This is a genomic window from Euryhalocaulis caribicus, assembly GCF_000412185.1.
Taxonomy (GTDB): Bacteria; Pseudomonadota; Alphaproteobacteria; order Caulobacterales; family Maricaulaceae; genus Euryhalocaulis; species Euryhalocaulis caribicus.
The window spans coordinates 66,935-87,881 of the sequence record NZ_ASJA01000003.1; the positions used below are offsets into that span (position 1 = coordinate 66,935).

The 20,947-nt window shown below is 64.4% G+C and carries 27 protein-coding genes; 11 read left to right on the top strand and 16 right to left on the bottom strand.

Annotation, left to right across the window (positions count from 1 at the left end):
* Positions 1-3: 3 nt before the first annotated feature.
* Positions 4-999: an AAA family ATPase gene (locus tag L338_RS03405; protein ID WP_022696957.1), complete on the bottom strand. Its 996-nt coding sequence runs from the start codon at positions 997-999 to the stop codon at positions 4-6.
* A 148-nt stretch (positions 1,000-1,147) separates the two neighbouring features.
* Between L338_RS03405 and L338_RS03410 the strand changes: the two genes are divergently transcribed.
* From L338_RS03410 to L338_RS03425, 4 genes are read left to right on the top strand one after another with little or no spacing between them, the layout of a single operon-like run.
* Positions 1,148-1,627: a DUF1285 domain-containing protein gene (locus L338_RS03410; RefSeq protein WP_422110943.1), complete on the top strand. Its 480-nt coding sequence runs from the start codon at positions 1,148-1,150 to the stop codon at positions 1,625-1,627.
* Positions 1,624-2,253, top strand: coding sequence for a CoA pyrophosphatase (locus L338_RS03415; protein WP_022696959.1), 630 nt, complete (start codon positions 1,624-1,626; stop codon positions 2,251-2,253). Before L338_RS03410 ends, L338_RS03415 begins: the two co-directional genes overlap by 4 nt.
* Before the next feature lies 1 nt (position 2,254).
* Complete coding sequence (locus L338_RS03420; RefSeq protein ID WP_022696960.1) at positions 2,255-2,581, top strand: DUF6111 family protein; 327 nt, start codon at positions 2,255-2,257, stop codon at positions 2,579-2,581.
* A complete protein-coding gene (locus tag L338_RS03425; protein ID WP_022696961.1) occupies positions 2,578-3,816 on the top strand; it encodes a CCA tRNA nucleotidyltransferase in 1,239 nt (412 codons plus the stop codon). Before L338_RS03420 ends, L338_RS03425 begins: the two co-directional genes overlap by 4 nt.
* Before the next feature lie 9 nt (positions 3,817-3,825).
* Here the strand turns inward: L338_RS03425 and L338_RS03430 are convergent, their stop codons facing one another.
* The 5 genes from L338_RS03430 to L338_RS03450 form a co-directional block, all read right to left on the bottom strand.
* Positions 3,826-4,401, bottom strand: coding sequence for a DUF4142 domain-containing protein (locus tag L338_RS03430; protein WP_022696962.1), 576 nt, complete (start codon positions 4,399-4,401; stop codon positions 3,826-3,828).
* Between the two features lie 55 nt (positions 4,402-4,456).
* Positions 4,457-4,831 (bottom strand): hypothetical protein, encoded by a 375-nt coding sequence (locus L338_RS03435; protein ID WP_022696963.1) that lies wholly within the window; start codon positions 4,829-4,831, stop codon positions 4,457-4,459.
* A gap of 58 nt (positions 4,832-4,889) precedes the next feature.
* Positions 4,890-6,887 (bottom strand): BCCT family transporter, encoded by a 1,998-nt coding sequence (locus L338_RS03440; protein ID WP_022696964.1) that lies wholly within the window; start codon positions 6,885-6,887, stop codon positions 4,890-4,892.
* 95 nt (positions 6,888-6,982) lie between these two features.
* The gene (locus L338_RS03445) at positions 6,983-7,375 is read right to left on the bottom strand and encodes an MAPEG family protein (RefSeq protein ID WP_022696965.1); all 393 of its coding nucleotides are present in this window, start codon (positions 7,373-7,375) and stop codon (positions 6,983-6,985) included.
* A gap of 82 nt (positions 7,376-7,457) precedes the next feature.
* Entirely contained in the window at positions 7,458-8,393 is a 936-nt protein-coding gene (locus L338_RS03450; protein ID WP_022696966.1) for an NAD(P)H-dependent flavin oxidoreductase, read from the bottom strand.
* An 86-nt stretch (positions 8,394-8,479) separates the two neighbouring features.
* Between L338_RS03450 and L338_RS16910 the strand changes: the two genes are divergently transcribed.
* Positions 8,480-8,653 (top strand): DUF4169 family protein, encoded by a 174-nt coding sequence (locus L338_RS16910; protein ID WP_022696967.1) that lies wholly within the window; start codon positions 8,480-8,482, stop codon positions 8,651-8,653.
* 3 nt (positions 8,654-8,656) lie between these two features.
* On the opposite strand, the gene L338_RS03455 is transcribed toward L338_RS16910, so the two are convergent.
* Positions 8,657-9,826 carry a hydroxymethylglutaryl-CoA reductase gene (locus L338_RS03455; RefSeq protein ID WP_022696968.1) on the bottom strand — a complete coding sequence of 390 codons (1,170 nt, stop codon included), beginning with the start codon at positions 9,824-9,826 and terminating at the stop codon, positions 8,657-8,659.
* Positions 9,823-10,572, bottom strand: coding sequence for an enoyl-CoA hydratase/isomerase family protein (locus L338_RS03460; protein WP_022696969.1), 750 nt, complete (start codon positions 10,570-10,572; stop codon positions 9,823-9,825). The genes L338_RS03455 and L338_RS03460 overlap by 4 nt, the downstream gene beginning before the upstream one ends.
* 181 nt (positions 10,573-10,753) lie before the next feature.
* Between L338_RS03460 and L338_RS03465 the strand changes: the two genes are divergently transcribed.
* The gene (locus L338_RS03465; protein ID WP_022696970.1) at positions 10,754-11,146 is read left to right on the top strand and encodes a hypothetical protein; all 393 of its coding nucleotides are present in this window, start codon (positions 10,754-10,756) and stop codon (positions 11,144-11,146) included.
* A 21-nt stretch (positions 11,147-11,167) separates the two neighbouring features.
* On the opposite strand, the gene L338_RS03470 is transcribed toward L338_RS03465, so the two are convergent.
* Entirely contained in the window at positions 11,168-11,395 is a 228-nt protein-coding gene (locus tag L338_RS03470) for a hypothetical protein (RefSeq protein WP_022696971.1), read from the bottom strand.
* A 609-nt stretch (positions 11,396-12,004) separates the two neighbouring features.
* Here L338_RS03470 and L338_RS03475 point away from each other — a divergent pair.
* Positions 12,005-12,316 carry a GIY-YIG nuclease family protein gene (locus L338_RS03475; protein WP_027068248.1) on the top strand — a complete coding sequence of 104 codons (312 nt, stop codon included), beginning with the start codon at positions 12,005-12,007 and terminating at the stop codon, positions 12,314-12,316.
* Between the two features lie 87 nt (positions 12,317-12,403).
* On the opposite strand, the gene L338_RS03480 is transcribed toward L338_RS03475, so the two are convergent.
* From L338_RS03480 to L338_RS03485, 4 genes are all read right to left on the bottom strand, one after another.
* Entirely contained in the window at positions 12,404-12,838 is a 435-nt protein-coding gene (locus L338_RS03480; RefSeq protein WP_022696973.1) for a YybH family protein, read from the bottom strand.
* An 89-nt stretch (positions 12,839-12,927) separates the two neighbouring features.
* A complete protein-coding gene (locus L338_RS17295; protein ID WP_152485803.1) occupies positions 12,928-13,485 on the bottom strand; it encodes a hypothetical protein in 558 nt (185 codons plus the stop codon).
* A gap of 12 nt (positions 13,486-13,497) precedes the next feature.
* Complete coding sequence (locus tag L338_RS16915) at positions 13,498-14,361, bottom strand: DUF4747 family protein (protein WP_081639450.1); 864 nt, start codon at positions 14,359-14,361, stop codon at positions 13,498-13,500.
* A 58-nt stretch (positions 14,362-14,419) separates the two neighbouring features.
* Entirely contained in the window at positions 14,420-15,913 is a 1,494-nt protein-coding gene (locus tag L338_RS03485) for a UbiD family decarboxylase (protein ID WP_022696974.1), read from the bottom strand.
* 138 nt (positions 15,914-16,051) lie between these two features.
* On the opposite strand from L338_RS03485, the gene L338_RS03490 reads away from it, so the two are divergent.
* Together L338_RS03490 and L338_RS17510 are read left to right on the top strand one after the other, a co-directional pair.
* Positions 16,052-17,491 (top strand): PQQ-dependent sugar dehydrogenase, encoded by a 1,440-nt coding sequence (locus L338_RS03490; protein WP_206740782.1) that lies wholly within the window; start codon positions 16,052-16,054, stop codon positions 17,489-17,491.
* Between the two features lie 41 nt (positions 17,492-17,532).
* Positions 17,533-17,691 (top strand): hypothetical protein, encoded by a 159-nt coding sequence (locus L338_RS17510; RefSeq protein WP_022696976.1) that lies wholly within the window; start codon positions 17,533-17,535, stop codon positions 17,689-17,691.
* Here L338_RS17510 and L338_RS03495 read toward each other — a convergent pair.
* Complete coding sequence (locus L338_RS03495; RefSeq protein WP_022696977.1) at positions 17,688-18,416, bottom strand: sulfotransferase-like domain-containing protein; 729 nt, start codon at positions 18,414-18,416, stop codon at positions 17,688-17,690. The genes L338_RS17510 and L338_RS03495 overlap by 4 nt on opposite strands.
* Positions 18,413-19,336: an aminotransferase class IV gene (locus L338_RS03500; protein ID WP_022696978.1), complete on the bottom strand. Its 924-nt coding sequence runs from the start codon at positions 19,334-19,336 to the stop codon at positions 18,413-18,415. The genes L338_RS03495 and L338_RS03500 overlap by 4 nt, the downstream gene beginning before the upstream one ends.
* Positions 19,337-19,447: 111 nt before the next feature.
* Between L338_RS03500 and L338_RS03505 the strand changes: the two genes are divergently transcribed.
* Together L338_RS03505 and L338_RS03510 are read left to right on the top strand one after the other, a co-directional pair.
* The gene (locus L338_RS03505; RefSeq protein WP_022696979.1) at positions 19,448-19,699 is read left to right on the top strand and encodes a hypothetical protein; all 252 of its coding nucleotides are present in this window, start codon (positions 19,448-19,450) and stop codon (positions 19,697-19,699) included.
* Entirely contained in the window at positions 19,696-19,959 is a 264-nt protein-coding gene (locus L338_RS03510) for a hypothetical protein (RefSeq protein WP_022696980.1), read from the top strand. Before L338_RS03505 ends, L338_RS03510 begins: the two co-directional genes overlap by 4 nt.
* A gap of 3 nt (positions 19,960-19,962) precedes the next feature.
* Here the strand turns inward: L338_RS03510 and L338_RS03515 are convergent, their stop codons facing one another.
* Positions 19,963-20,940, bottom strand: a complete 978-nt coding sequence (locus tag L338_RS03515; protein ID WP_022696981.1) for a mitochondrial fission ELM1 family protein — start codon at positions 20,938-20,940, stop codon at positions 19,963-19,965.
* Between the last annotated feature and the right edge of the window lie 7 nt (positions 20,941-20,947).

The following is a 20,947-nucleotide window of genomic DNA, read 5'->3' on the forward strand; positions in this document are numbered from 1 at the left end:
CGCCTAGTCCAGCTCGGAAATCAGGCGGTCGATGAGGGAATCCAGCGTCACGCCCTCGGCGCGGGCGCCGAAGCTCAGCGCCATGCGGTGCTTCAACGCCGGTTTGGCCAGGCGCGCCACGTCATCGGTGGAGGGCGCCAGACGGCCGGTCATCAGCGCCCGGGCGCGCACGCCCAGCATCAGCGCCTGACCGGCGCGCGGGCCGGGGCCCCAGGCGACGAATTCGCGCGTCAGGTCCAGCGGCGAATCGTCCGGCCGGGCCAACCGCACCAGTTTCAGGATGGCCTCCAGCACCTTCTCGCCGACCGGAATCTGGCGCACCAGCGCCTGCGCCTCCATCAGCTCCTTCGCGGTCAGTACGTTCTTCGGCTGTTCGATCTCGCTGCCCGTGGTGGCCAGCAGGATGTCCCGCTCGGCGTCCAGCTTCGGATAGGGGACGTCGATCTGGTAGAGGAATCGGTCCAGCTGCGCCTCGGGCAGCGGATAGGTGCCTTCCTGCTCGATCGGGTTCTGCGTCGCCAGCACGTGGAACGGCTCGGGCAGGTCGTATCGCTTGCCGGCCACGGTCACGTGATGCTCCTGCATCGCCTGCAGCAGGGCGGACTGGGTGCGGGGCGAGGCGCGGTTGATCTCGTCCGCCATCAAAAGTTGGCAGAAGATCGGGCCGGCGATGAAGCGGAAGGCGCGCTTGCCGTCCGCGCCCTCTTCCAGCACTTCAGAGCCCAGAATATCGGGCGGCATCAGGTCCGGCGTGAACTGCACCCGGCCCGAATCGAGCCCCAGAACGACGCCCAGCGTCTCCACCAGCTTGGTCTTGGCCAGTCCCGGCGCGCCCACCAGAAGGCCGTGCCCCCCGGCCAGAATGGCGCCGAATGACAGGTCCAGAACCTCGTCCTGGCCCAGGATGATTTTCCCCGCCGCTTCGCGGGCTTCGGCAAGGCGCGCGGCGGCGTCATCGGCCTTGCGGACCAGGTCGTCTTGCAGTGCGGTATCGTTCATGAAGCAATAAGTCCCATATTAGGGCCGTAGAGATAAAGCGACCGAAGCGAAGATTCGACAGCATATGTCCGACAAATCCCGGCGGGAAAATGACGATTCGTTCACGCGGCTGCTTGCTGCGGCGCGCCAGAAGGCCGCGCCCGTGGAAATGTGGGAGCCCGAACATTGCGGCAAGATCGATATAGAGATCCGCCGCGACGGCTCCTGGTGGCATGAGGGCGGGCGTATCACCCGCCTGCCGCTGGTCAAGCTGTTCGCCAGCGTCCTGAGGAAGGACGAAGACGGAAAGCACTATCTGGTCACCCCGGTCGAGAAAATGGAAATCCGGGTGGAGGCCGCCCCCTTCCTCGCCGTGGAAATGGACCGCGCCGGGGAGGGCCGGGACCAGATCCTGCAATTCCGCACCGCCGTGGGCGACCGCGTCACCGCAGGCCCCGACCACCCGATCCGGGTGGAAATCGACCCCGAGACGGGAGAGCCGACGCCCTTCGTGCATGTGCGCGGCCGGCTGGAGGCGCTGATCAATCGCCCGGTCTTCTACCAGCTCGCCGAACTGGCGGAGGCGCGGGACGGGCGCATGGGCGTGATGAGCGGCGGTGAGTTCTTCGATCTCGGCCCCGCCGCATGAGCCCGGCTGACTGGATCACGCGCCTGCAAACCCGGCTGGACCCGCCGGAGGGCGGGCCGGCGCGTTTGACCCATAGCGATTACGACCTCAATCAGGGATCGGCGGGCGTGGCCAGACAGCCGCGTCAGGCGGCGGTTCTGGCCCCGCTGGTGGAGCGCAATGGCGAGTTGTTCGTGGTGCTGACCGAACGGCAGAAGCACCTGCCGACCCATGCCGGCCAGGTCAGCTTCCCCGGCGGCCGCCTGCAGGAGGGCGACGACAATCTCGCCCATGCCGCCTTGCGTGAAACCCATGAAGAAATCGGCGCGCCGCCCGATGCGATTGAATTGCTGGGCGCGTGGGAGGGGTATGAGACGGTCACCGGCTTCCATGTCACGCCCTTCGCGGGCCGTCTGGACCCGGATGTGAAGCTGCAGGCCGATCCGGGCGAAGTGGCGCGCATTTTCGAGGCGCCGTTTTCTTTCCTCATGGACCCGGCCAATCACAAGCGGCAATGGCGCGTCTGGAATGGCCAGCGGCGTTATTTTTATGCCATGCCCTATGGCGAGCACTTCATCTGGGGCGCGACCGCGGGCATGTTGAAGGCGCTGGCCGACCGCATCGGCGCGAACGAGGAGACAGACTGACATGCTGCGCATTGCGCTGATCCAACTGATCCTGTTCGCGCTGCCTTTCGTGATCTATTTCGTCTATCGCGCCTTGCTGGCGCGAATGCGTCAGGAATCGCGCGGCGCGTTCCGCGCCTGGCCGCTTCAGATCCTGCTGATCGCCGGGGGCAGCCTGACGCTGCTGGGGCTGGTTGTTTTCGCGCTCAATTCGGGCGAGGGCGGCGACACGGTCTATATCCCCGCCCATCTTGAGAACGGAGAGGTCGTTCCCGGACGCTTCGTGCCGGCGGATGAGGCGGGCGAGCTGGCCAAAAAGGATCCGAAGGAGCGCGCCCGCTCGCAATGACAGTCAGACTCGATCCCGCCGATCATCCCTGGATGACCGCAGATTCGCTGCGTCCTGTTTTGCAGGCGCTGGAGGCCGCGCGTCCCGGAGGCTCCCGCTTCGTGGGCGGCTGCGTGCGCAACGCCATTCTGGGCGACCCGGTCGATGACGTGGATATCGCTACGCAGCTGGAGCCGGACGCCGTGACAAAGGCGCTGGAGAGCGCCGGGCTGAAAGCCGTGCCCACCGGGCTGGAGCACGGCACGATCACCGCGGTCTCCGGCGGCGAGGCGTTCGAGGTCACGACGCTGCGCAAGGACGTGTCGACCGATGGCCGTCGCGCCGTGGTCGCCTTCACCGAGGACTGGGACGAGGATTCGCGGCGCCGCGATTTTCGCATCAACGCCATCTACGCCAATTTCGACGGACAGGTTTACGATCCGCAGAACGGGCTGAAAGATGCCGAAAACCGGGAGATTGTCTTCATCGGCGATGCCGATGACCGCATCCGCGAAGACTATCTTCGCATCCTGCGCTTCTTCCGCTTTTTCGCGTGGTATGGATCGGGCCGCCCGGACCGCGACGGCCTGCTGGCCTGTTCCCGCCACAAGGCGCAGATGGAAACGCTTTCCGCCGAGCGGATCTGGGCGGAATTGAAGAAACTCCTCGCCGCCCCGGATCCCGGCTTTGCCTTGCGCTGGATGTGGACTGTGTCCGTATTGGAAACGCTGACCGGCTCGAAATTCGGCGTCGATACGGCGTCCCGCCTGCCCGCGCTGGAACAGGCGCAGGGCTGGGACATCGATCCCCTCTTGAGATTCATGGCGCTGCTGCCGCCCCGGGTGGAGCGGGCTGAGACGATTGTGGCGAAGCTCAAACTGTCCAATGCGGAAAAGGGGCGGATCATGGCCTGGGCGCGGCTCGGCCACGGGCTGCAGCGCGGCGAAGGGCTGGGCGATGAAATCAGTGAGGCCGATTTGAACGCCGCGCTGTACCGCGACGGCGCGCAGCCGTTTCTGGACCGCGCGATTCTGGCCTGGGCCGATGAGCCCGAGCGGGATCTGGGAGATTTCGTTTCACGGCTGAAATCGTGGGAGCGGCCGGAATTTCCGGTCTCCGGCAAGGACCTTATCGCACAGGGCTATGAGCCCGGCGAGGCGTTGGGGAAAGAGCTGAAATCGCTTGAAAACAAGTGGATCGAGAGCGGTTTCTCTCTGGACCGCGCGGCGCTTCTGGATCAAATCCAAAGCGCCTGAGCCGGCCTCTTACGCCATGCTCCGCCCGATGGAATGGGCGAGCGTTTCCAGCTGCCCGAGAACGGGCTGGATGCTGGCGGAATAATCCGAGAAGTCGGGGGACAGGCTGGCGTCGCCGCCCGATTGCGCAAACCAGGCCTTGGCGCGGGTCTGCGCTTCCTGCTCTACCGCCACGAAGCGGCGGTCAAACTCGTCGCCTTCCAGCAGCAGAAGTTCGTCCAGCGCTTCGGCGTGGTAGCCGCTCAGCGCCGCGCTGCGCTTGTCGAGGCGAATCTCGTTCTCGTCCGCGATGCGTTCCAGACGGTTCAGCCAGTTCTTGTGCTCATTGGCGGCTTTCAGGCCCAGCGCGCGGACCTGCGGATCGTCGGAGCGCTGATAGGCCATCTCACCGGTTTTGATCGCAAAGGCGTGGATGCGATAGGCCTCTTCGAGGAAGGCCTGCTGTCGCGCCTCCGCCGGCGATTGCGCCTCGCTTCCCGATTCCGCCGCGTTGGCGGCGCCGGCCAGTTGCGGACCCGTGGCGCGGGGCTGGCCGCAAGCGGCGAGGGCGAGAAGGGCGGGGACAATATAGATGGCGTGTTTCATGCCCGCCTCAACGCCGGACTCGCCAAGCCGTTCCGTGCGGCATGCTTAATCTGTGTTATGGCCGCGGCGCGCGCCAGGGACGCAACAGGCCGGGCCGGTCTTGCGCGGCGGTGAACGCCTCGATGATCGGCTCCATCTCCGCGGCCAGCGTCAGGCATTGCTCGCGGGTGTCCTGCAGGGCGGAAAATTCCGGCTCGATCCGCTCCGGCGTCAGGCCTTGCGCGGCATAGGCCTTGGTCTGAACCAGCGCGTCGGCCATGGACTGGACATAGCGGTAGGTCTCGCGCGGGAAATAACAGGCGCGCCATTGCCGCACCGCCTGATCCCATTCGCCCTGATACGCCTCCACGCTCTGGTCGGGCGGCGACACGGCCAGCGCGCCGGCCGGTTGCGGCGCCTGTAAGGCCAGAAGGATCGCGGCGAGAAGCATCACGCCTTTCCAGTTAGGCGCCGATTGCGGCGCGGCGAGGGCGCCGCGCCGTAAAAAATCAGCTCGCCATCGGCGCTCCGCGCGAATGATGCATCCATTGCAGATGACGGTTGTACTGGCGCAGCACGTCCTGAATCACCTGGCTCTTGGAATAGCCATAGACCGAGTAATGCTGCCCGCCTTCGACAAGAGAGACCTCGGCCCGGACATAGCGTTCGTCTTCGCGGTCTTTTTCTTCCTCGATATGGGGGAAGGCGAAATGTGGCTCCGAATAGCTCTTGGCGCGGACGCTATAGATGAAGTCCTCGCCCTCCGAATGTGGAACGGTCAGGCGCGCGCGGTCGGTCTTGGCGCTGACGCTGGCCTCGCCGCCATGCTGCCGCACGCCTTCGGCGAACTCCTCAAGGGCGGGTTTGACCGTCTGGGCGATAAAGGATTCCACGTCCCCGTGATCGGGGTGTGAGACCAGAACCTTGAGGCGTTCGCGCCAGGGGATGGTTGCCCCTTCGACGGTCACCGGCGCGGCGGTCATCGCCCCCATCCAGCGGCGGCTTTCATCGTTCAAGCCGCGGAACAGGCCTATGATCGCGACCATGATAACGATGGTGAAGGGCAGCGCCGCCGTGATGGTCGCGGTTTGCAGGCCTTTCAGCCCGCTTTCGCCGCCCGCGATCAACAGGGCCGCGGCGACCGCGCCTTCCAGAACCGCCCAGAAGATGCGCTGCCAGACCGGCGGGTTCATGTGCCCGCCGGACGTGATCGTGTCGATGACCAGCGACCCGGAATCCGATGAGGTCACGAAGAAGGTGATGACCAGAACCACGCCGAGCAGGCTGGCGATCTGGCCAAAGGGCAGGTTTTCGAAGAACACGAACAGCGCCACCGGCACATTGTCCGCCACCGCCGCGGCGATCGTGCTGTCGCCCGCCAGCTCCAGCGAAATGGCGCTGTTGCCGTAGATGGTCAGCCACAGGAAGGTGAACAGGGACGGCACGATCAGCACGCCCAGGATGAATTCACGCAGGGTCCGGCCGCGCGAAATCCGCGCGATGAACATGCCGACAAACGGCGACCATGAAATCCACCACGCCCAGTAGAACAGCGTCCAGTTCGACATCCAGACATGATCGCCATAGGCGTCCATCCGGAAGCTGCGCGGGATGAAGTCGCTCATATAGGCGCCCAGATTCTCGGTGAAGGCGCTCAGCAGGAACACCGTGGGCCCGGTCAGGAAGACAAAGGCCAGAAGGGCCAGCGCCAGCCACAGATTGACCTGGCTCAGCCGCTTGATCCCGGCGTCCAGACCCGCAACGACCGAGATAGTGGCCAGCCCGGTGATGCCGGCGATCAGCAGGACCTGAACCAGGCCGGTTTCCGGAATCCCGAACAAATGGGACAGGCCCGAATTGACCTGCATGACGCCAAGGCCCAGCGAGGTGGCCACGCCGAACAGCGTGCCGATCACCGCGATGACGTCCACGATATGACCCGCGGGGCCGTAAATGCGCTCTCCGATCAGCGGATAGAGCGCGGAGCGGATGGTCAGCGGCAGTCCGTGGCGGAAGGAAAAATAGGCCAGGATCATCCCGACCACGACATAGATGGCCCAGGCGTGCAGCCCCCAGTGGAAGAAGGTGGTGACCATTGCCTGACGCGCCGCCTCCACCGTGCCGCCGTCCGCGCCGCCCGGCGGGGACGTGAAGTGGATGATCGGCTCGGCCACGCCGTAGAACATCAGGCCGATGCCCATGCCGGCGGAGAACAGCATCGCGAACCAGGAGGTGAAGCTGTAATCGGGCGTCGAATCCTGCGGGCCCAGCCGGATGCGTCCCCAGCTGGAAAACGCGATGACGATGGAAACGCCCAGGAACAGGAAGACGCCCAGCAGATAGAGCCAGCCGACATTGATCGCGATCCAGGACTGGACGTCCGTGAACGCGGTGGAGGCGTAGTCCGGGGCGACAAACGCGAAGATGACGACGGCGAAGATGACAATGGCGGCGGGAAAGAATACCGCCGGCTCCAGCGTCTTTTCCTTCGGTTGGGCGGGCTCCATGAATTAGATCCTGGCTGCTTTTAAGACCCCGCAGCCATAACGGTCAGAGCGCCCGGCGCAACCCCGGCCCCGGTCAGATGGACGTCAGGCCGCGCCTAGCGAAGCGCAAACCAGAACAGCGCCGCGCCCTCGATGACATAGATCAGAAGCGTGATCGCCGCGCCCGCGACCCGGCCCCGCGTCGTGCCCGGACTGGCCGAAAGACCATAGGCGTGCAGGCCCCGTCCCAGGATCAGGAACACGCCCAGCGCATGGATCAGCAGGACCGGCGCGTCCAGAAGCGCCAGCAACAGAAGCCCCAGAAGCGCGCCCGGCAGCCATTCCGCGGCATTGCCGTGCACACGAACCGCGCGGTGAAGCTCTTCATTGTCGCCGTGGCCCAGCCCGATTTTGGAGGCCTGACGGCGGCTGGCCACGCGATAGGCCAGAAACACCAGAAGGAAGAGATTGAGCGCGGTATAGAGCGCGGCGGCTTGCAGGGCGGTCATGGGCGGCGGCCTCCTGTTTCACGTGAAGCCGTCATTATAGCCGCGCCGGGCACGGCGGGGATAAATAAATTTTGCGACCCAGCTATGCGCAGAGCGAGGCCTTCGCGGCCTCGTATTGCCGTTTGATCTGCGCCACCAGATCGCCGGCCGGCTGCACCTTGTCGATGGCGCCGATGCCCTGGCCCGCGCCCCAGATATTCTTCCACGCCTTGGCCTCGCCCGCCCCGGCCCCGAAATCCATCTTGGATGGATCGCTCTCGGGCAGGTTGTCGGGGTCCATGCCGGCCGCGGTGATGGACGGTTTCAGGTAATTGCCGTGCACGCCTGTGAACAGGTTCGAATAGACGATGTCGTCGGTCCCGGACTCCACGATCATCTGCTTGTAGGCGGCTTCCGCGTTGGCTTCCTCGGTCGCGATGAAGGGGCTGCCGATATAGGCCAGATCCGCGCCCATGGCCTGCGCCGCCAGAACCGCGTTGCCGGTGGCGATGGAGCCGGACAGCAGCAGCGGCCCGTCGAACCATTCGCGGATTTCCTGCACCAGCGCGAAGGGCGAAAGCGCCCCGGCATGACCGCCGGCCCCGGCGGCGACCGCGATCAGGCCATCCGCGCCCTTCTCGATCGCCTTGTGGGCGAAGCGGTTATTGATGATGTCGTGCAGCACGATGCCGCCATAGGAATGCACGGCCTCGTTCAACTCCTCACGCGCCCCCAGCGAGGTGATCACGATGGGGACCTTGTATTTCACGCAGAGCTCAAGATCGTGCTCCAGCCTTGCATTGGAGCGGTGGACGATCTGGTTCACCGCGAACGGCGCCGCGCCCTCCACCCCGTCCAGCTCCTCGGTCATGCGCGCCAGCCATTCGTCCAGCAGGCTCTCGGGCCGGGCGTTCAGCGCCGGGAAGCTGCCCACGACCCCGGCCTTGCACTGGGCCAGCGCCAGATCCGGGTTGGAGATGATGAAAAGCGGCGCGCCGACAACCGGCACGGAGAGTTTTTGCAGGATGGGAGGAAGCATAGCGTCAGGCGGCCATTGATTGCGGGTCAGGACGGGCGGATGATCGGCGCGCCCGCGAAGGGGCGCTGCAAGTGCGAAGGCGAACCATGGCCGAGCTGATCAATCTCCGCCAGTTCAAAAAACGAAAGGCGCGGCAGGAGGACGCGGACCGCGCGGCGGAAAACCGCGCGAAATTCGGCCGCGCCAAGGCGCAGAAATCCGAAGAGGCCGCGGCGGCCGACAAGGCGCGCCGCGACCATGACGGAAAGAAGCGGGAGTAAGCCTCAGGGCCGGTTGCGGCCGTAGGTTTCGTGGCTGTGGACCCAGTCGTCGGCGAGGATGGCGGAGGCGAGCGACAGCTCCCCGCACAGCGCCACGCCGCCGATGATCTCGGCCAGCTTTTTCGCCTTTCCCGCGCCGTAGCAATCCATGATCTCCAGGCATTCGCGCTGGGTCGGCAGGCCGGTGCCGCCGCCATAGGTGGCCACAATCAGGGACGGGATGGTGATGGAATAGTAGAGGTCGCCGTCCGGCGTCAGGTCCGTATAGACGATGGCGGCGGAGGACTCCGCGACGTTTGCCTCGTCCTGCCCCGTCGCGATGAAGACCGAGGCGATGCCGTTGGCCGAGTGCGAGCCGTTGTTTATCGAAGCCGAGAGCAGCGCGCCGACGCTGGAGAGGTAGCGGTAGCGAACGAACTGGTCCGCGCCGGCCTTCATGTGTTTGCGCAAGAGCTGGTCCGGGATGACGCATTCGGCGATCACGCGCTTGCCGCGGGTGCGCAGCGTGTTGAGGTGGGAGTGCTTCTTGTCGGTATCCATGTTCGCCGCCAGGCGGAAATCGGCGATCTTTTCCGGGTAGGAATCCAGGATCCACATGCAGGCGGCGCGGGCGGCCTTGGTGACCATGTTCTGGCCCGCCGCGTCGCCGGTGGTAAAATTGAAGCGCAGCCACAGCATGCGGGCGGCGGAATATTGTTCGATGTCCCGCAGCTTTCCGACGCTGGTGGTGGTTTCCGCCTGCGCCTTGATCGCTTCGAAATTCTCCGTGACCCAGAGGCCGAAATCGCGGGCCTGGCGGGCGTTCTCGAAGATAAAGACCGGGGCGCGCTGCATGGCGTCGTCGACCACGCTGACCGTGATGCCCCCGGCCTCCCGCGTCAGGCGCATGCCGCGATTATAGGAGGCGACTAGGGTGCCCTCGGTGGTGGCCATGGGGACGTAGACATCGCCCCCCGCATGCTCGCCGTTCAGCTGCATGGGGCCGGCGAGGCCCAGCGGCATCTGAACGACGCCGGTGAAGTTCTCGATATTGCCGCGCACCGCGTCCGGGGCGAAGGAGAAGCGGGCGGTATGCTCCAGCTCCGCGCCGGTCTGCTCGCGGATGAAGTCCTGCCGGTCCTTGATGACGCCGGCGGTGTAGTCGTCCTGTTTGTTGCGCGGGATTTTTGTCATGAGCCGAAGCCCTTCAGGCGTTCTTCCGTGCTGGTGATCTCCGGATAGTCGCGGCGGATTTCCTCTTCCAGCGCGTCGGCGATCAGTTTTTCCTCGTGCATGCGGTGCAGGTCCTTGTAGGCGCGGACCGTGGCGGCGTCGTTGGCGGCGATGCGCGAGGCGGTCTCGGCGGCGTGCGCCTCCAGCGCGTCATGGTCCGGCAGGGCGGCGTTGGCCAGGCCCCACTCGGCGGCCTCCGCCCCGGTGAAGGTGCGGGCGGTGTAGCTGAGCTCCTTCGCGCGGCGCAGGCCGACGGCCAGGGGCAGGTTCTGGCTCATCCCCCAGCTCGGCCGGATGGCGAATTTTGCATGCGTGTCGCCGAACTTTGTGTCCTCGGTCGTGAAGATGAAGTCGCAATGCAGCGCCATTTCAAGCGCGCCGGTGAAACAGGCGCCGTGCACCTGGCCGATCACCGGGCAGGGAACGGCGCGCAGGGCGGCGATCACGGCTTCGTCGCGCCCCTCATAGACCCCGGCGAGGCGGCCATGCTCGGGCGCGCCCTTCTGCAGGATCTTCAGGTCGACCCCGGCGGAGAAGGCGCGGCCCGCGCCGGAAAGGGTCACCGCGGCGGGCGGGTCCTCCGCGCAATCCTTGAAGGCGGCGGTCAGGTCGTCCAGCAGCTCGGGCGAGAAGGCGTTCAGCGCGTCGGGCCGGTTCAGCGTGATGCGCGCGATATCGCCCGCGCGGTGCGTGTTGACGGTGCTCATGCCGCGCAGCCTAGCCCGGTCCGGCGGCGCTTGGCGAGAGGCGATCTTGCGCCCCGCTCAAAGGCAAAAATGCTGCGCTAGATAGCTTGCAGCAAAAGCGCAGCAAAATATTATTGTGCATCGCACAAAAAATAACACGGGTGCGTTGATCGCGGCCCGATTTTGGGCAAGGGTTGCGGCCATGACCAAGCTGCACGCGCTCCTGGCCCCGCTCGCCCTCCTGACCCTGCCGGCCGCCGCGGCGCAGGCGCAGACCGCCGATACCGGGCGGGTGGCGGACGCGGCCTATTGCGTCGGCATGGCCTCAATGGCCGAGACCCTCGCCGCCGATCACGACAAGACCTATCAGTGGCTCCAGACCAACCGCACCACGGCGGATGCGACCGTCTATAACGGCGTGCTGACCGCCTATGAACAGATGCAGCAGACGCTGAACCGGGCGAAGGAAACGATCGCCAATAGCTGCGGCTCGCTGCCGCTGACGCGGGAGGAATACGCCATGGTCTGCGCGCGGCCGCTGCGCGGCAAGGACGTCTCGAAGACCGAGTTCTGCCAGGGCTTCCGCTGGGACTAGGCGCGCCCGGACGCCGCGCCCTCAGGCCAGCATGTCGAGGAGGGTTCCTGTCATCTCGTCCGCGGTGCGGATGATGGCGGCCGCCGCGTCGGCCTCCGCCTCCGCGCGCTTCAGCTCAACCGCGCCCTGAACGATCGGGTCGGTCCCGGCCGGGGCGGCCCGCGCGCCGGCGATGGTCTGCGCCGCGTCCGCGGCCCGGGCATGGGCGGCGGTCAGGGCGGCGGTCCCGATATTGGCGATGGCGCTCATGGCGATGAGTGTCGCGGCATTTCCTTGCCTGCGGGTTAGCGGGAAGGGTTAAGCGGCGGTTATCGTCTCCGCGTCCCGTGTAAACGTCTGATCACCCCCTCTCCCATTCAGTCATCCAAAGCCCTCGCGGGCTTTGGGGCTTCATTGCCCTCTCCCCCATTAAGGGGGGCGAGGGTTTTATTGCTGCTCATGCGCCGAAAGCTCCGCGGGCCGTTTGGCCCGAAGAGGGATGAGGTGGAAGGGAGCGGCGCGTCGTTTCGGAACGCAGGCCGTATGTAGTTTTTAGTGTTCGCGGACCAAAAGACGCGCCGCGCGGCGTTTGACCTGCCATGACCGGGTGGGTTTGCGGCCGTTTTCCTCCGCAGTTCCCGCCGACAGGCCGGAGCGGGCGTGAAAGGTCAATCTCACCCATCGCGCTCCGGCGCCGCGTCCCCCGCCCCCAAAGCGACCAGGCCTTCGGTCCCCTCCACGGGCGGCAGACAGGTTGAGTATAGGGGCGTTTGAGACGCCGGGGATAAACTGGCGGTGATTTATTGTCCAAACCGCCGCAATCCCCGTCATCCTCCGGCTTGACCGGAGGACCCAGAGTGGCGCGAAGTGTGGAAATTCATGCGCGCCTTCTATGTCTATATCCTCGCCAGCGCCCGTAACGGGACGCTCTATATTGGCGTCACCAACGACCTGATCCGGCGCGTGTGGGAGCACCGGGAAGGGCTCGGCTCGAAATTCTGCAGGAAATACGGCGTCTCGATGCTGGTGCATTTCGAGACTTTCGAAACGGTGGACGCGGCCATCAATCGGGAAAAGCGGCTGAAGCGTTATTTGCGCAAATGGAAGCTGGAGCTGATCGAGCGGAATAATCCGCAGTGGCGCGATCTGTATGGCGAGGTCGCGAGCGGCTGGCTCGGGCCGCAGATTTAAACTGGGTCCTCCGGTCAAGCCGGAGGATGACGGTGATAGAAGACGAACGGCGCGCCGCAGTCGGGCCGGACGCGCCGCCCGGGCAACCTACTCCGCCATCGGCGAGGCGTGGTCGAACTTGTAGCGCCAGCCGTCTTCGCTTTTGACGCTGTAGTCGGTGTAGCGGCCCATGGAGGTGATTTCCTCGCCGCCGGCGGCCGGGGTCATGGTGAGGGTGTAGATGCCCCACTCGGCGTGGGTCTGGTCGTCGCCGTGGGAGCCGTCGGGCGCCAGCTCCAGCGTGATATTGTCGAAGGCGTCGAAGAAGCCCTGCCAGCTGGCCTGGATCTCCGCCCGGCCGCGGGCGGTCTGGCCGTCGGGGCCGTAGGATATGGCGTCTTCCTCGAACAGGGCGGCCAGCGCCGCCGCGTCCTCGGCCTCCATGCCGGCCTCGAAGCGTTCATTCAGATCCCAGTCCGAAGCGACAGCCGGACCGGCAACAAGCGCCGCCACAGAGGCGGCGGCGAAAAAGCGATGAGTCATGATTGGTTCTCCCCACGCAATCGGAGCGATTGCGTGGGGAGTTTAGCAGGACGAGAATATGTGGGTAGCTGAAGCGCGCGCTGCACGGTTCAAGGATTAGCGCTTTCATCAAAATCGCGAACGAGTCGAAAAAGCGCGAACGATGTCGCTAATATCAATGACAGCGAATAGGAAAACACTGAATAAAAAAAGAAATTTAAAAATAAATTAATTGCCTTGTTCAAGTAAAATACAATCACAGGAACATCATAATATTGATGCACCAATCTCAAGATTGAAAAATTATTTACGCTGATGGATAATGTTGTCAATATTAGTGAAAATAAAGCAACAATTAAAAAATGCATAAAGGTAGCATTAATGTCCATTAATGGGCTTTGGGAGCCGTCTGATTCTCGGCCAGCAAGTGCAGACAAAAAATTACTGCCACTAAAGCCTAATAAAATTGCATAGGCTCCAATAGTAAAGCCAAGAATTGTGGAAATTACGGGTAAGGCGACCTGCCACCAATCCGACTGGGTCCATATCGGAAACGATATGATAGAAATGAATAAGGCGCCGTGGAGGAATGGTGATCCTGCCAGTTCTCGCCAGCCTCCATAAGCAATCCAATATGCTCTTAGTGATAACCCAAGCGTTTCATACATGGGTTAGGGTCATCAATTTTCTCCATCCATTATTCTTCCATGGAGTTTTGTGATCGCATCTCTAAAAGCTTGAAGGTCTGTCTGCTCATCTGGGTCATATCTAACACCTTCTTGAGCGGGGTGTGCTTCTGAGCCCCTCACATCCTTAGCGCCGTCTCGTGTGTGACCTTCTGTGCGTACTTTGCCGTCGCGCATCGCAACAGCCGCATCTTCCATCATTTCCTCATCGGGTTCGATCGATTGATTTGCTACAGACTTATATTCCGTCATTTCTTCTTTGACGCGCATCCGGCGGAACCGATCCTGAATTTGGCGACTTCTTGCCTCCGGCCACATATCTTGGTTAGGCCGCTTGATAGTTATTTGTACTTTTTTTAATTCAGCGATACCAAATATTTCTTCCAACTTTTCTTTGTCTTGAATGACATTTACGTCGCCATGGCCAAATTCATCAAGCAAGATCGGATCTTTCAGTAGTTTTTGAAAATACTTTAGAACAAAAGTTTCGCTAAATGGCCCTTCTATACCATAGGACTCGAAGTAAAATGTATGATTTTGAGTATCGAAATAAAAGTGGAAGGGGCGATAATTAGCATACCAGTTGGATGGAATTTCAGGGCCGTGATCATATTCTTCAAACTGCCTGCCATCAAACCAGGCGTCAGAATCAATATCGGTAAACTTGGCAATTATGCCTCTAAAATTTCCTGTATCTAGGGCTTCTACACTTACAATTGCGACGTAGGTGTCGCCCCACACGTTTACGGGCAACTTTCTTTTCCTGATCGCCTTAATGTACGCTGAGTAGGTAGCCCGATTATGTTCGTTTAGCCTTATGTTCAAAGCTTTTGCTTGTAGTCTCCGCTTACGAGCCATGTATCACTCCCCCCTCAACACCGGCGTAATATGAATTCTAAGATTTTATTCAATAATATTACAACCGCCCCCACAAGTCATCCACCCGTCGAATAACGTCCCCATCCATCTCCAGCTTCTCCCCCCATTCGCGGCTGGTCTCCGCGCCGATCTTGTTGGTGGCGTCCAGGCCGATTTTTGAGCCCAGCGCCTCTTTCGGGGAGGCGAAGTCGAGATAGTCTATGGGGGCGTTGTCGATGATTGTCGTGTCGCGGGCCGGGTCCATGCGGGTGGAGATGGCCCACATGACGTCTTTCCAGTCCCGCGCGTCGATATCGTCGTCGACGACGATGATCCACTTGGTGAACATGAATTGCCGGAGGAAGGACCAGGCGCCCATCATCACGCGCTTGGCGTGGCCGGGATAGGTCTTCTTCATGGAGATGACCGCAATGCGGTAGGAGCAGCCCTCCGGCGGCAGCCAGAAATCCACGATCTCCGGGAATTGCTGTTGCAGGAGGGGGATGAAGACCTCGTTCAGGGCCTCGCCCAGCACGGACGGCTCGTCCGGCGGGCGGCCGGTGAAGGTGGTGAGATAGATGGGGTCGCGGCGCATGGTGATGGCGCTGACCTTGAAGACCGGGAAGGGCTCTACGGCGTTGTAATAGCCGGTGTGGTCGCCATAGGGGCCTTCGTCGCCATACTCATCCAGCATGACATGGCCCTCGATCACGATCTCGGCCTCGGCGGGGACTTTCAGGGGAATCGTCTTGCACTGGACCAGCTCGGCTTTCGCGCCGCGCAGGAGGCCGGCGAACTGATATTCCGACAGGGTCTCGGGCACCGGCGTGACGGCGGCGAGGATCGTGCCCGGATCGGCGCCGATGACGGCGGCGGCGGGCATGGGCTCGGGCCGCTCCCCCTTCCAGCTGCGGTAATGCTGCGCGCCGCCGCGCGTGTGCAGCCAGCGCATCAGGGTCTCGCGCTTGCCCCGCTTCTGCATGCGGTAGATGCCGAGATTGGGGGCGTCGATCTTCTCACTTCCGGGCCCTTGCGTGACCACGAGCGGCCAGGTGATGAGCGGGTCCGGCTCGCCCGGCCAGCAGGTCTGGATGGGGAGGGCGTCGAGGTCCGCGTCCTCGCCCTCCAGCACGATCTCCTGACAGGGGGCGTTCTTCACCGTGTTCGGGCGCATTGCCATGACCTTGCGGGCGAGCGGGACGAGGTCGAGCGCTTCCCGTAAGCCGCCGGGCGGTTCGGGCTGGCGCAGGAAGGCCAGCAGCTCGCCAACCTCGCGGAGGTCGCTCGCCGTGCGGCGCTCTTTGCCGTCCAGCGTGACGGCGCGGGCGACGCGCTCCACCGTGCCGAAGAGATTGATGAGGGCCGGCATGTCCGACTTGGAGCCGTCCTCCTTCACCACATTCTCGAACAGCATGGCGGGGCCGCCCTCATTCAGGAGGCGGCGGTGAATCTCGGTCATCTCCAGATTGGTAGAGACGGGCTCGGAGACCCGTTTCAGGTCGCCGTCGGCTTCGAGGGTGTCGAGGAAGTCGCGCAGGGAACGGTAGGCCATGGGCGGCAAGCTAGAGGGGGCGAAGCGTTCGGGAAAGAGGCGTTTGCGCCGCGCGGGGACCGATTTCTTGGAACCCTGGGCGCGGCGGCATAGTTTAGCGGGCAGTTTGCAAACACCCGCCCAGACATGGAGACCCTCATGCGCATGATGCTGCTCGCCTCCGCCGCCGCCATCACGGTCGCCGGATGCAATTCCGAACCCCCCGAACTGGACGCCGAAGACAGCGCCGCCCTGACCGAGAACGGCGATGCCGACGCCTCCGCCATGGACGCGGGCGAGGACGCCGCCCCGGCCGCCGATGAGGCGGACGGCATGGCGGACATGGACGCCGGCATGGACGGCGAGATGGCCGGCGAAACCGGAGACGGCATGGAAACCGGCATGGCGCAGGACGCCGGGACGCTGACCACCGCGCCGGTGGTGCAGGTCTCCGACACCGCGCCGGCGGAAACCGGCGCGCCGAATGTCGATTATGTCGAGCCGGCTTTTGACGGCCAGACGCGCGCCCCGAAACCCGCCGTGACCCATGCCTGGACCATCGAGCCGGTGACGGACGGTCTGGACAGCCCGTGGGGCTTCGAATTCCTGCCCTCCGGCGCGATGCTGGTGACCGAGAAGGCGGGCACGATGCATGTCGTGCAGCCGGACGGCACGGTCTCCGCCCCCATCGGCGGGGTGCCGGAAGTGGATAATCGCGACCAGGGCGGCCTGCTGGACGTGGCGCTGAGCCCGGATTTCGCCAGCGACCGCATGGTCTATTTCACCTTCTCCGAACCGCGCGGCGAGGGCGAGAACGGAACCTCGGTCGCGCGCGGGCGGCTGGAGAACGGCCAGCTCAACGACGTGGAAGTGATCTTCCAGCAGCAGCCGGGCTGGGCCTCCACCAAGCATTTCGGCTCCCGCATCGTGTTCGCGCCGGACGGCACGCTCTATGTCGGGCTGGGCGAACGCAGCAATAATCCGCCCCGCGACCGGGCGCAGGACCCGCAGGACCATATCGGGACCGTGGTGCGCCTGAATCCCGACGGCTCCGTGCCGGAGGACAACCCGTTCGCCGATGGCGCGGAGGGCGCGCCGGAAGTCTGGGCCTATGGCCTGCGGAACATCCAGGCCGCGGCGCTGCACCCGGAGACGGACGCGCTGTGGACCATCGAGCACGGCCCGCGCGGCGGCGACGAGGTGAACACGCCCGAGGCCGGAAAGAATTACGGCTGGCCCACCATCACCTATGGCCAGAACTATGACGGCTCCACGATGGGCGAGGGCATCGCGCAACAGGAGGGCATGGAGCAGCCGGTCTATTACTGGGACCCGGTGATCGCGCCCTCGGGCATGACCTTCTATGACGGCGAGGTCTTCCCCGAATGGCGGGGCGATATATTCGTCGGCGGTCTGGCGACCATGCGGGTTTCCCGCCTGGTGCTGGACGGCGACCGGGTCATCGCCGAGGAATGGCTGGAAGCCCCCAGCCGCGTGCGCGACGTGAAAACCGGCCCGGACGGGGCGATCTATCTGGCGCTGGAAGCGGCGGACGAGCAGATCGTGCGCATCGTGCCGGACCAGAGCGGCGGGCAATAAGGCCGCTCGCGGACAGGGCGGGGCCGCGCTAGGATAGAGCCATGCGCGGCCTCGCTAATCTTTTCGGGTGGGTGCTGGTGGTCCTCGGCTCCGTGCTGATGATCTCCCCCATCCCGTTCGGCTTCATCATCATCGGCGCGGGAAGTACGATCCTGGCCTCCGCCAAGAAGGGCGGCGGCGTGGACAAGAGCCTGCGCTAGGGCCGCAGCGCGCGGGCTTTCAGCGCGTCGTACGGGGCGCGGCCCTCAGCGGCGATGGCTTCGAGGTTCTCGGGCAGCGGGCCGGGTTCGGGCGAGGGATCGCCGAAGCCGGTGGAGCGCTCGACCGCATCATACCAGACGGCGGCCCAAGCCCCGTCGCTGGCGCGCTTGCCGGCGGGCCAATGCAGCATGTCCCCGCTGAACGGAATCCCGATGGCCTCGCAGAGGGCGCGCAGGGCGGCTTCGGGCTTGGCGAGAATCGTTTCCGATTCCAGCACCGGCCAGTCGCGGCCCGTCAGCGCGGCGACCTCCTCGTAAATCTCCAGCTGCCGGGTGAAGCCCAGACGCTCGGCGCTCGCATCCTCGAACCGCTTCACATAGGAGGCGGCGACGCGGCGCGGGTCGCGGATCAGGAAGAAATGCCGGGCGTCCCTGGCGAAGGAAAGGTCCGCGCCGCGCGGCACGTGATGCACCATCTGCTTCTGATAGAAGACCGGCGCGCCCTGCGGGCCGGGCGCGGCGCAGGCCGCGGCGACTTTCGCGCGGTCGGTCTCGTGCGCGGCCAGCGTCTCGGCGCGAGCCGGGTGCCCGGTGCCCGTCTCGGCCAGCCACGGGGCGTAGAAGGGTTCGTCCCGCACTTCCGTGTCGGGGCGGTTCTCCCAGCTGCGCATCATGGCGGTGGAGATGTTGCGCGGGCCGGACCAGCCCATCACGCGGACCGTCATGCGCGGGTCACCCCCGCTTCCTCGTCCATATAGGCGGCGTACCAGTCCTGAAGCTTCTTCGCGACGGGGCCGCGCTCGCCATTGCCGATGACGCGGCCGTCAATCTCCCGCGCCGGAACCACGCCGCCGAACGTGCCGGTGACGAAAGCCTCGTCGGCGGAATGGACATCGGTGAGGGTGAAATTCTTCTCCCGCGCGGTGACGCCGTTGCGGGCGCAGAGATCGAGGATCTTCCGGCGCGTGACGCCGGCAAGGCAGAAATCCCCGGTCGAGGTCCAGACCTCGCCTTTCGTCACGATGAAGAAATGGGTGGAGTTGCAGGTGGCGACGAAGCCGTGCGGGTCCAGCATCAGCCCCTCGTCCGCGCCGGCCTTGTCCGCGGCGATGGCGGCCAGGATGCAGTTCAGCTTGGAGTGCGAATTCAGCTTGGGATCCTGCACGTCCGAATAGCCGCGCCGGACCGGAACGGTGGCCAGCCGCAGCCCCTCTTTCAGGAGGCGCGGGCTGGGGGTCTTGTGCTCCGGTATGATGACCATGGTGGCGGGCGAGGCGGTGAACCGCGGGCTCTGGTGCAGCGCGGTCTTGCGGCCGCGCGTGATCATCAGGCGGACATGAACGCCGGTGGTCATGCCGTTGGCTTCGGCCACGGCGTCCAGCGCGGCGCGGATTTCATCGCGGGTCCGCCCGATATCCATGTCGATGGCTTTGGCGCCCTGGAACAGGCGGTCGAGATGGGCGTCCAGGAACACCCATTTTCCGTGATGCAGGCGCACGCCCTCCCACACCCCGTCGCCGAGGATATAGCCGGCGTCGAAAACCGACACGACGGCCTTGTCCCGGTGAACGATCTCCCCGTTCACCGAAACCTTCACATCGGCGTTGCGGGTATCGTCCTCGTAAGCGTGGCTGCCTTCATCCATTTTCGCGACCTGTCCGATTGAGCGTGTTGTTCAAAGCCCACTGAACGGAAGGCTGAAGGCGATGGCAAGCCTTGCAGAACCAAAGCGCGCGAGGCGCGTTCAAAAAACCGCATGAGACTGTTCCTGACGATACTGGGCGTGCTGCTTATCGCTTTCGGATTGCCGCTTTTCTGGACGCCGATTCCAGTGGGCCTGATCATGATCGCCACGGGGGTGGCGCTGGTCATCGGCAATTCTCGCCGGAGCCAGGACTGGCTGCGCGAACGCCGGTCCCGCAGCGCCCGGCTGGACGAAAAGCTGCGCGAGGCGGAACGGAAATCGCCGTCACGGATCAGGAAGACGCTGGAAAAGACCCAGCCATGATGCGCGCGCTTCTGGCCATAGCGGGCGTGCTGATCACGGCGGCGGGCATTGTTCTGACCGTGTCGGTCTTTCCGGGCGGTATTCTGGTGACGGCGGCCGGGCTGGCGCTGCTGGTCGGCAATTCGATTACCGCGTTGCGGGCGGTGCGAAAAAGCCGCCGCAAGCACGAGGCCGCCGACAAGGCCGTCGGGGCGGCGGAGAAAACCGCGCCGGAAACCATGCGCCGGGAACTGAAGCGGACCGCGCCGCGCCAGCATTAGGCGTCAGGCGCCGCGCTTCTTTTCCCGCGCCAGAAAGCGGGTGGCGAGGATTTCCGCCGCGCGGTCGGTCTCCCGCAGGGGTTCGACGGGCCAGGATTCAACATCGCCCATGAACCAGCAGCCATAGCCGCGCGCGACCAGCGCGTCGTGCAGGTCCGCGAACTTTCCGTCCGAGCCGCCGACTTCCAGCATCATGACCGGTTTCCCCGCACTGACCGCCTCGGTCAGCATATTGGTGGAATCCGCGGTCACCAGAATGGAGTCCGCCGCGGCGAGGAACGCGAAATACGGATTGTCGCCGGCGCTGTCCCCCTCCCACAACCAGACATCGGGTTCGTCGCGCAGCTCCTTCAGCATGGCGTGAACCGCCGGCGGGCTGCGGCGCGAAGCGGTGATCATAAGGCTGGCCCCCGCCTCACGCAGGCCGCTCAACGCCTCCCGGATGCGGCCTATGGTGGGGCGGTCGAAACGGTGGCGTTTTGACGGGCCGCCGATCAGCACCGCGATGCGGGGTTCGGGCAGGCGGGCGATATGTTCGGAAAAGCGCGCCTTCTCCTCGTTCAGCCGCTCGCGGGTGATGCGGTTGGTGGAGCCCAGCGTCGAGACGACATTATCGCCGGTTACGCCGTCATGTTCGGGGGCGATGACGAGATCGAACAGGTCCGCCATCGGGCCGGGATCCTGCACATAGACGAAGAAGGCGTCCGGATAGCGCAGGCGGTCGCGGCGCGCCTGATAAAGCGCCGCCCGGCCGGCGCCGATCCACAGGGCCGGCGCGGTGTTGTGTTCGTCAGCGCGGGGCGCGACGGGACGGCCAAGCAGCCGCGCCAGAACATCGCGCCATGTGGGGCGCGGCACATGGCGCACCTCGATCGTCAGCGGGATACGCCGCATGACCGCTTCGGCCAGTCCCAGCGCCTGATTTTCGATGCCGCGCCGCCCGTCGGACACGACATGGCACAGCCCGTTCCGCTGATTCATGAGACCT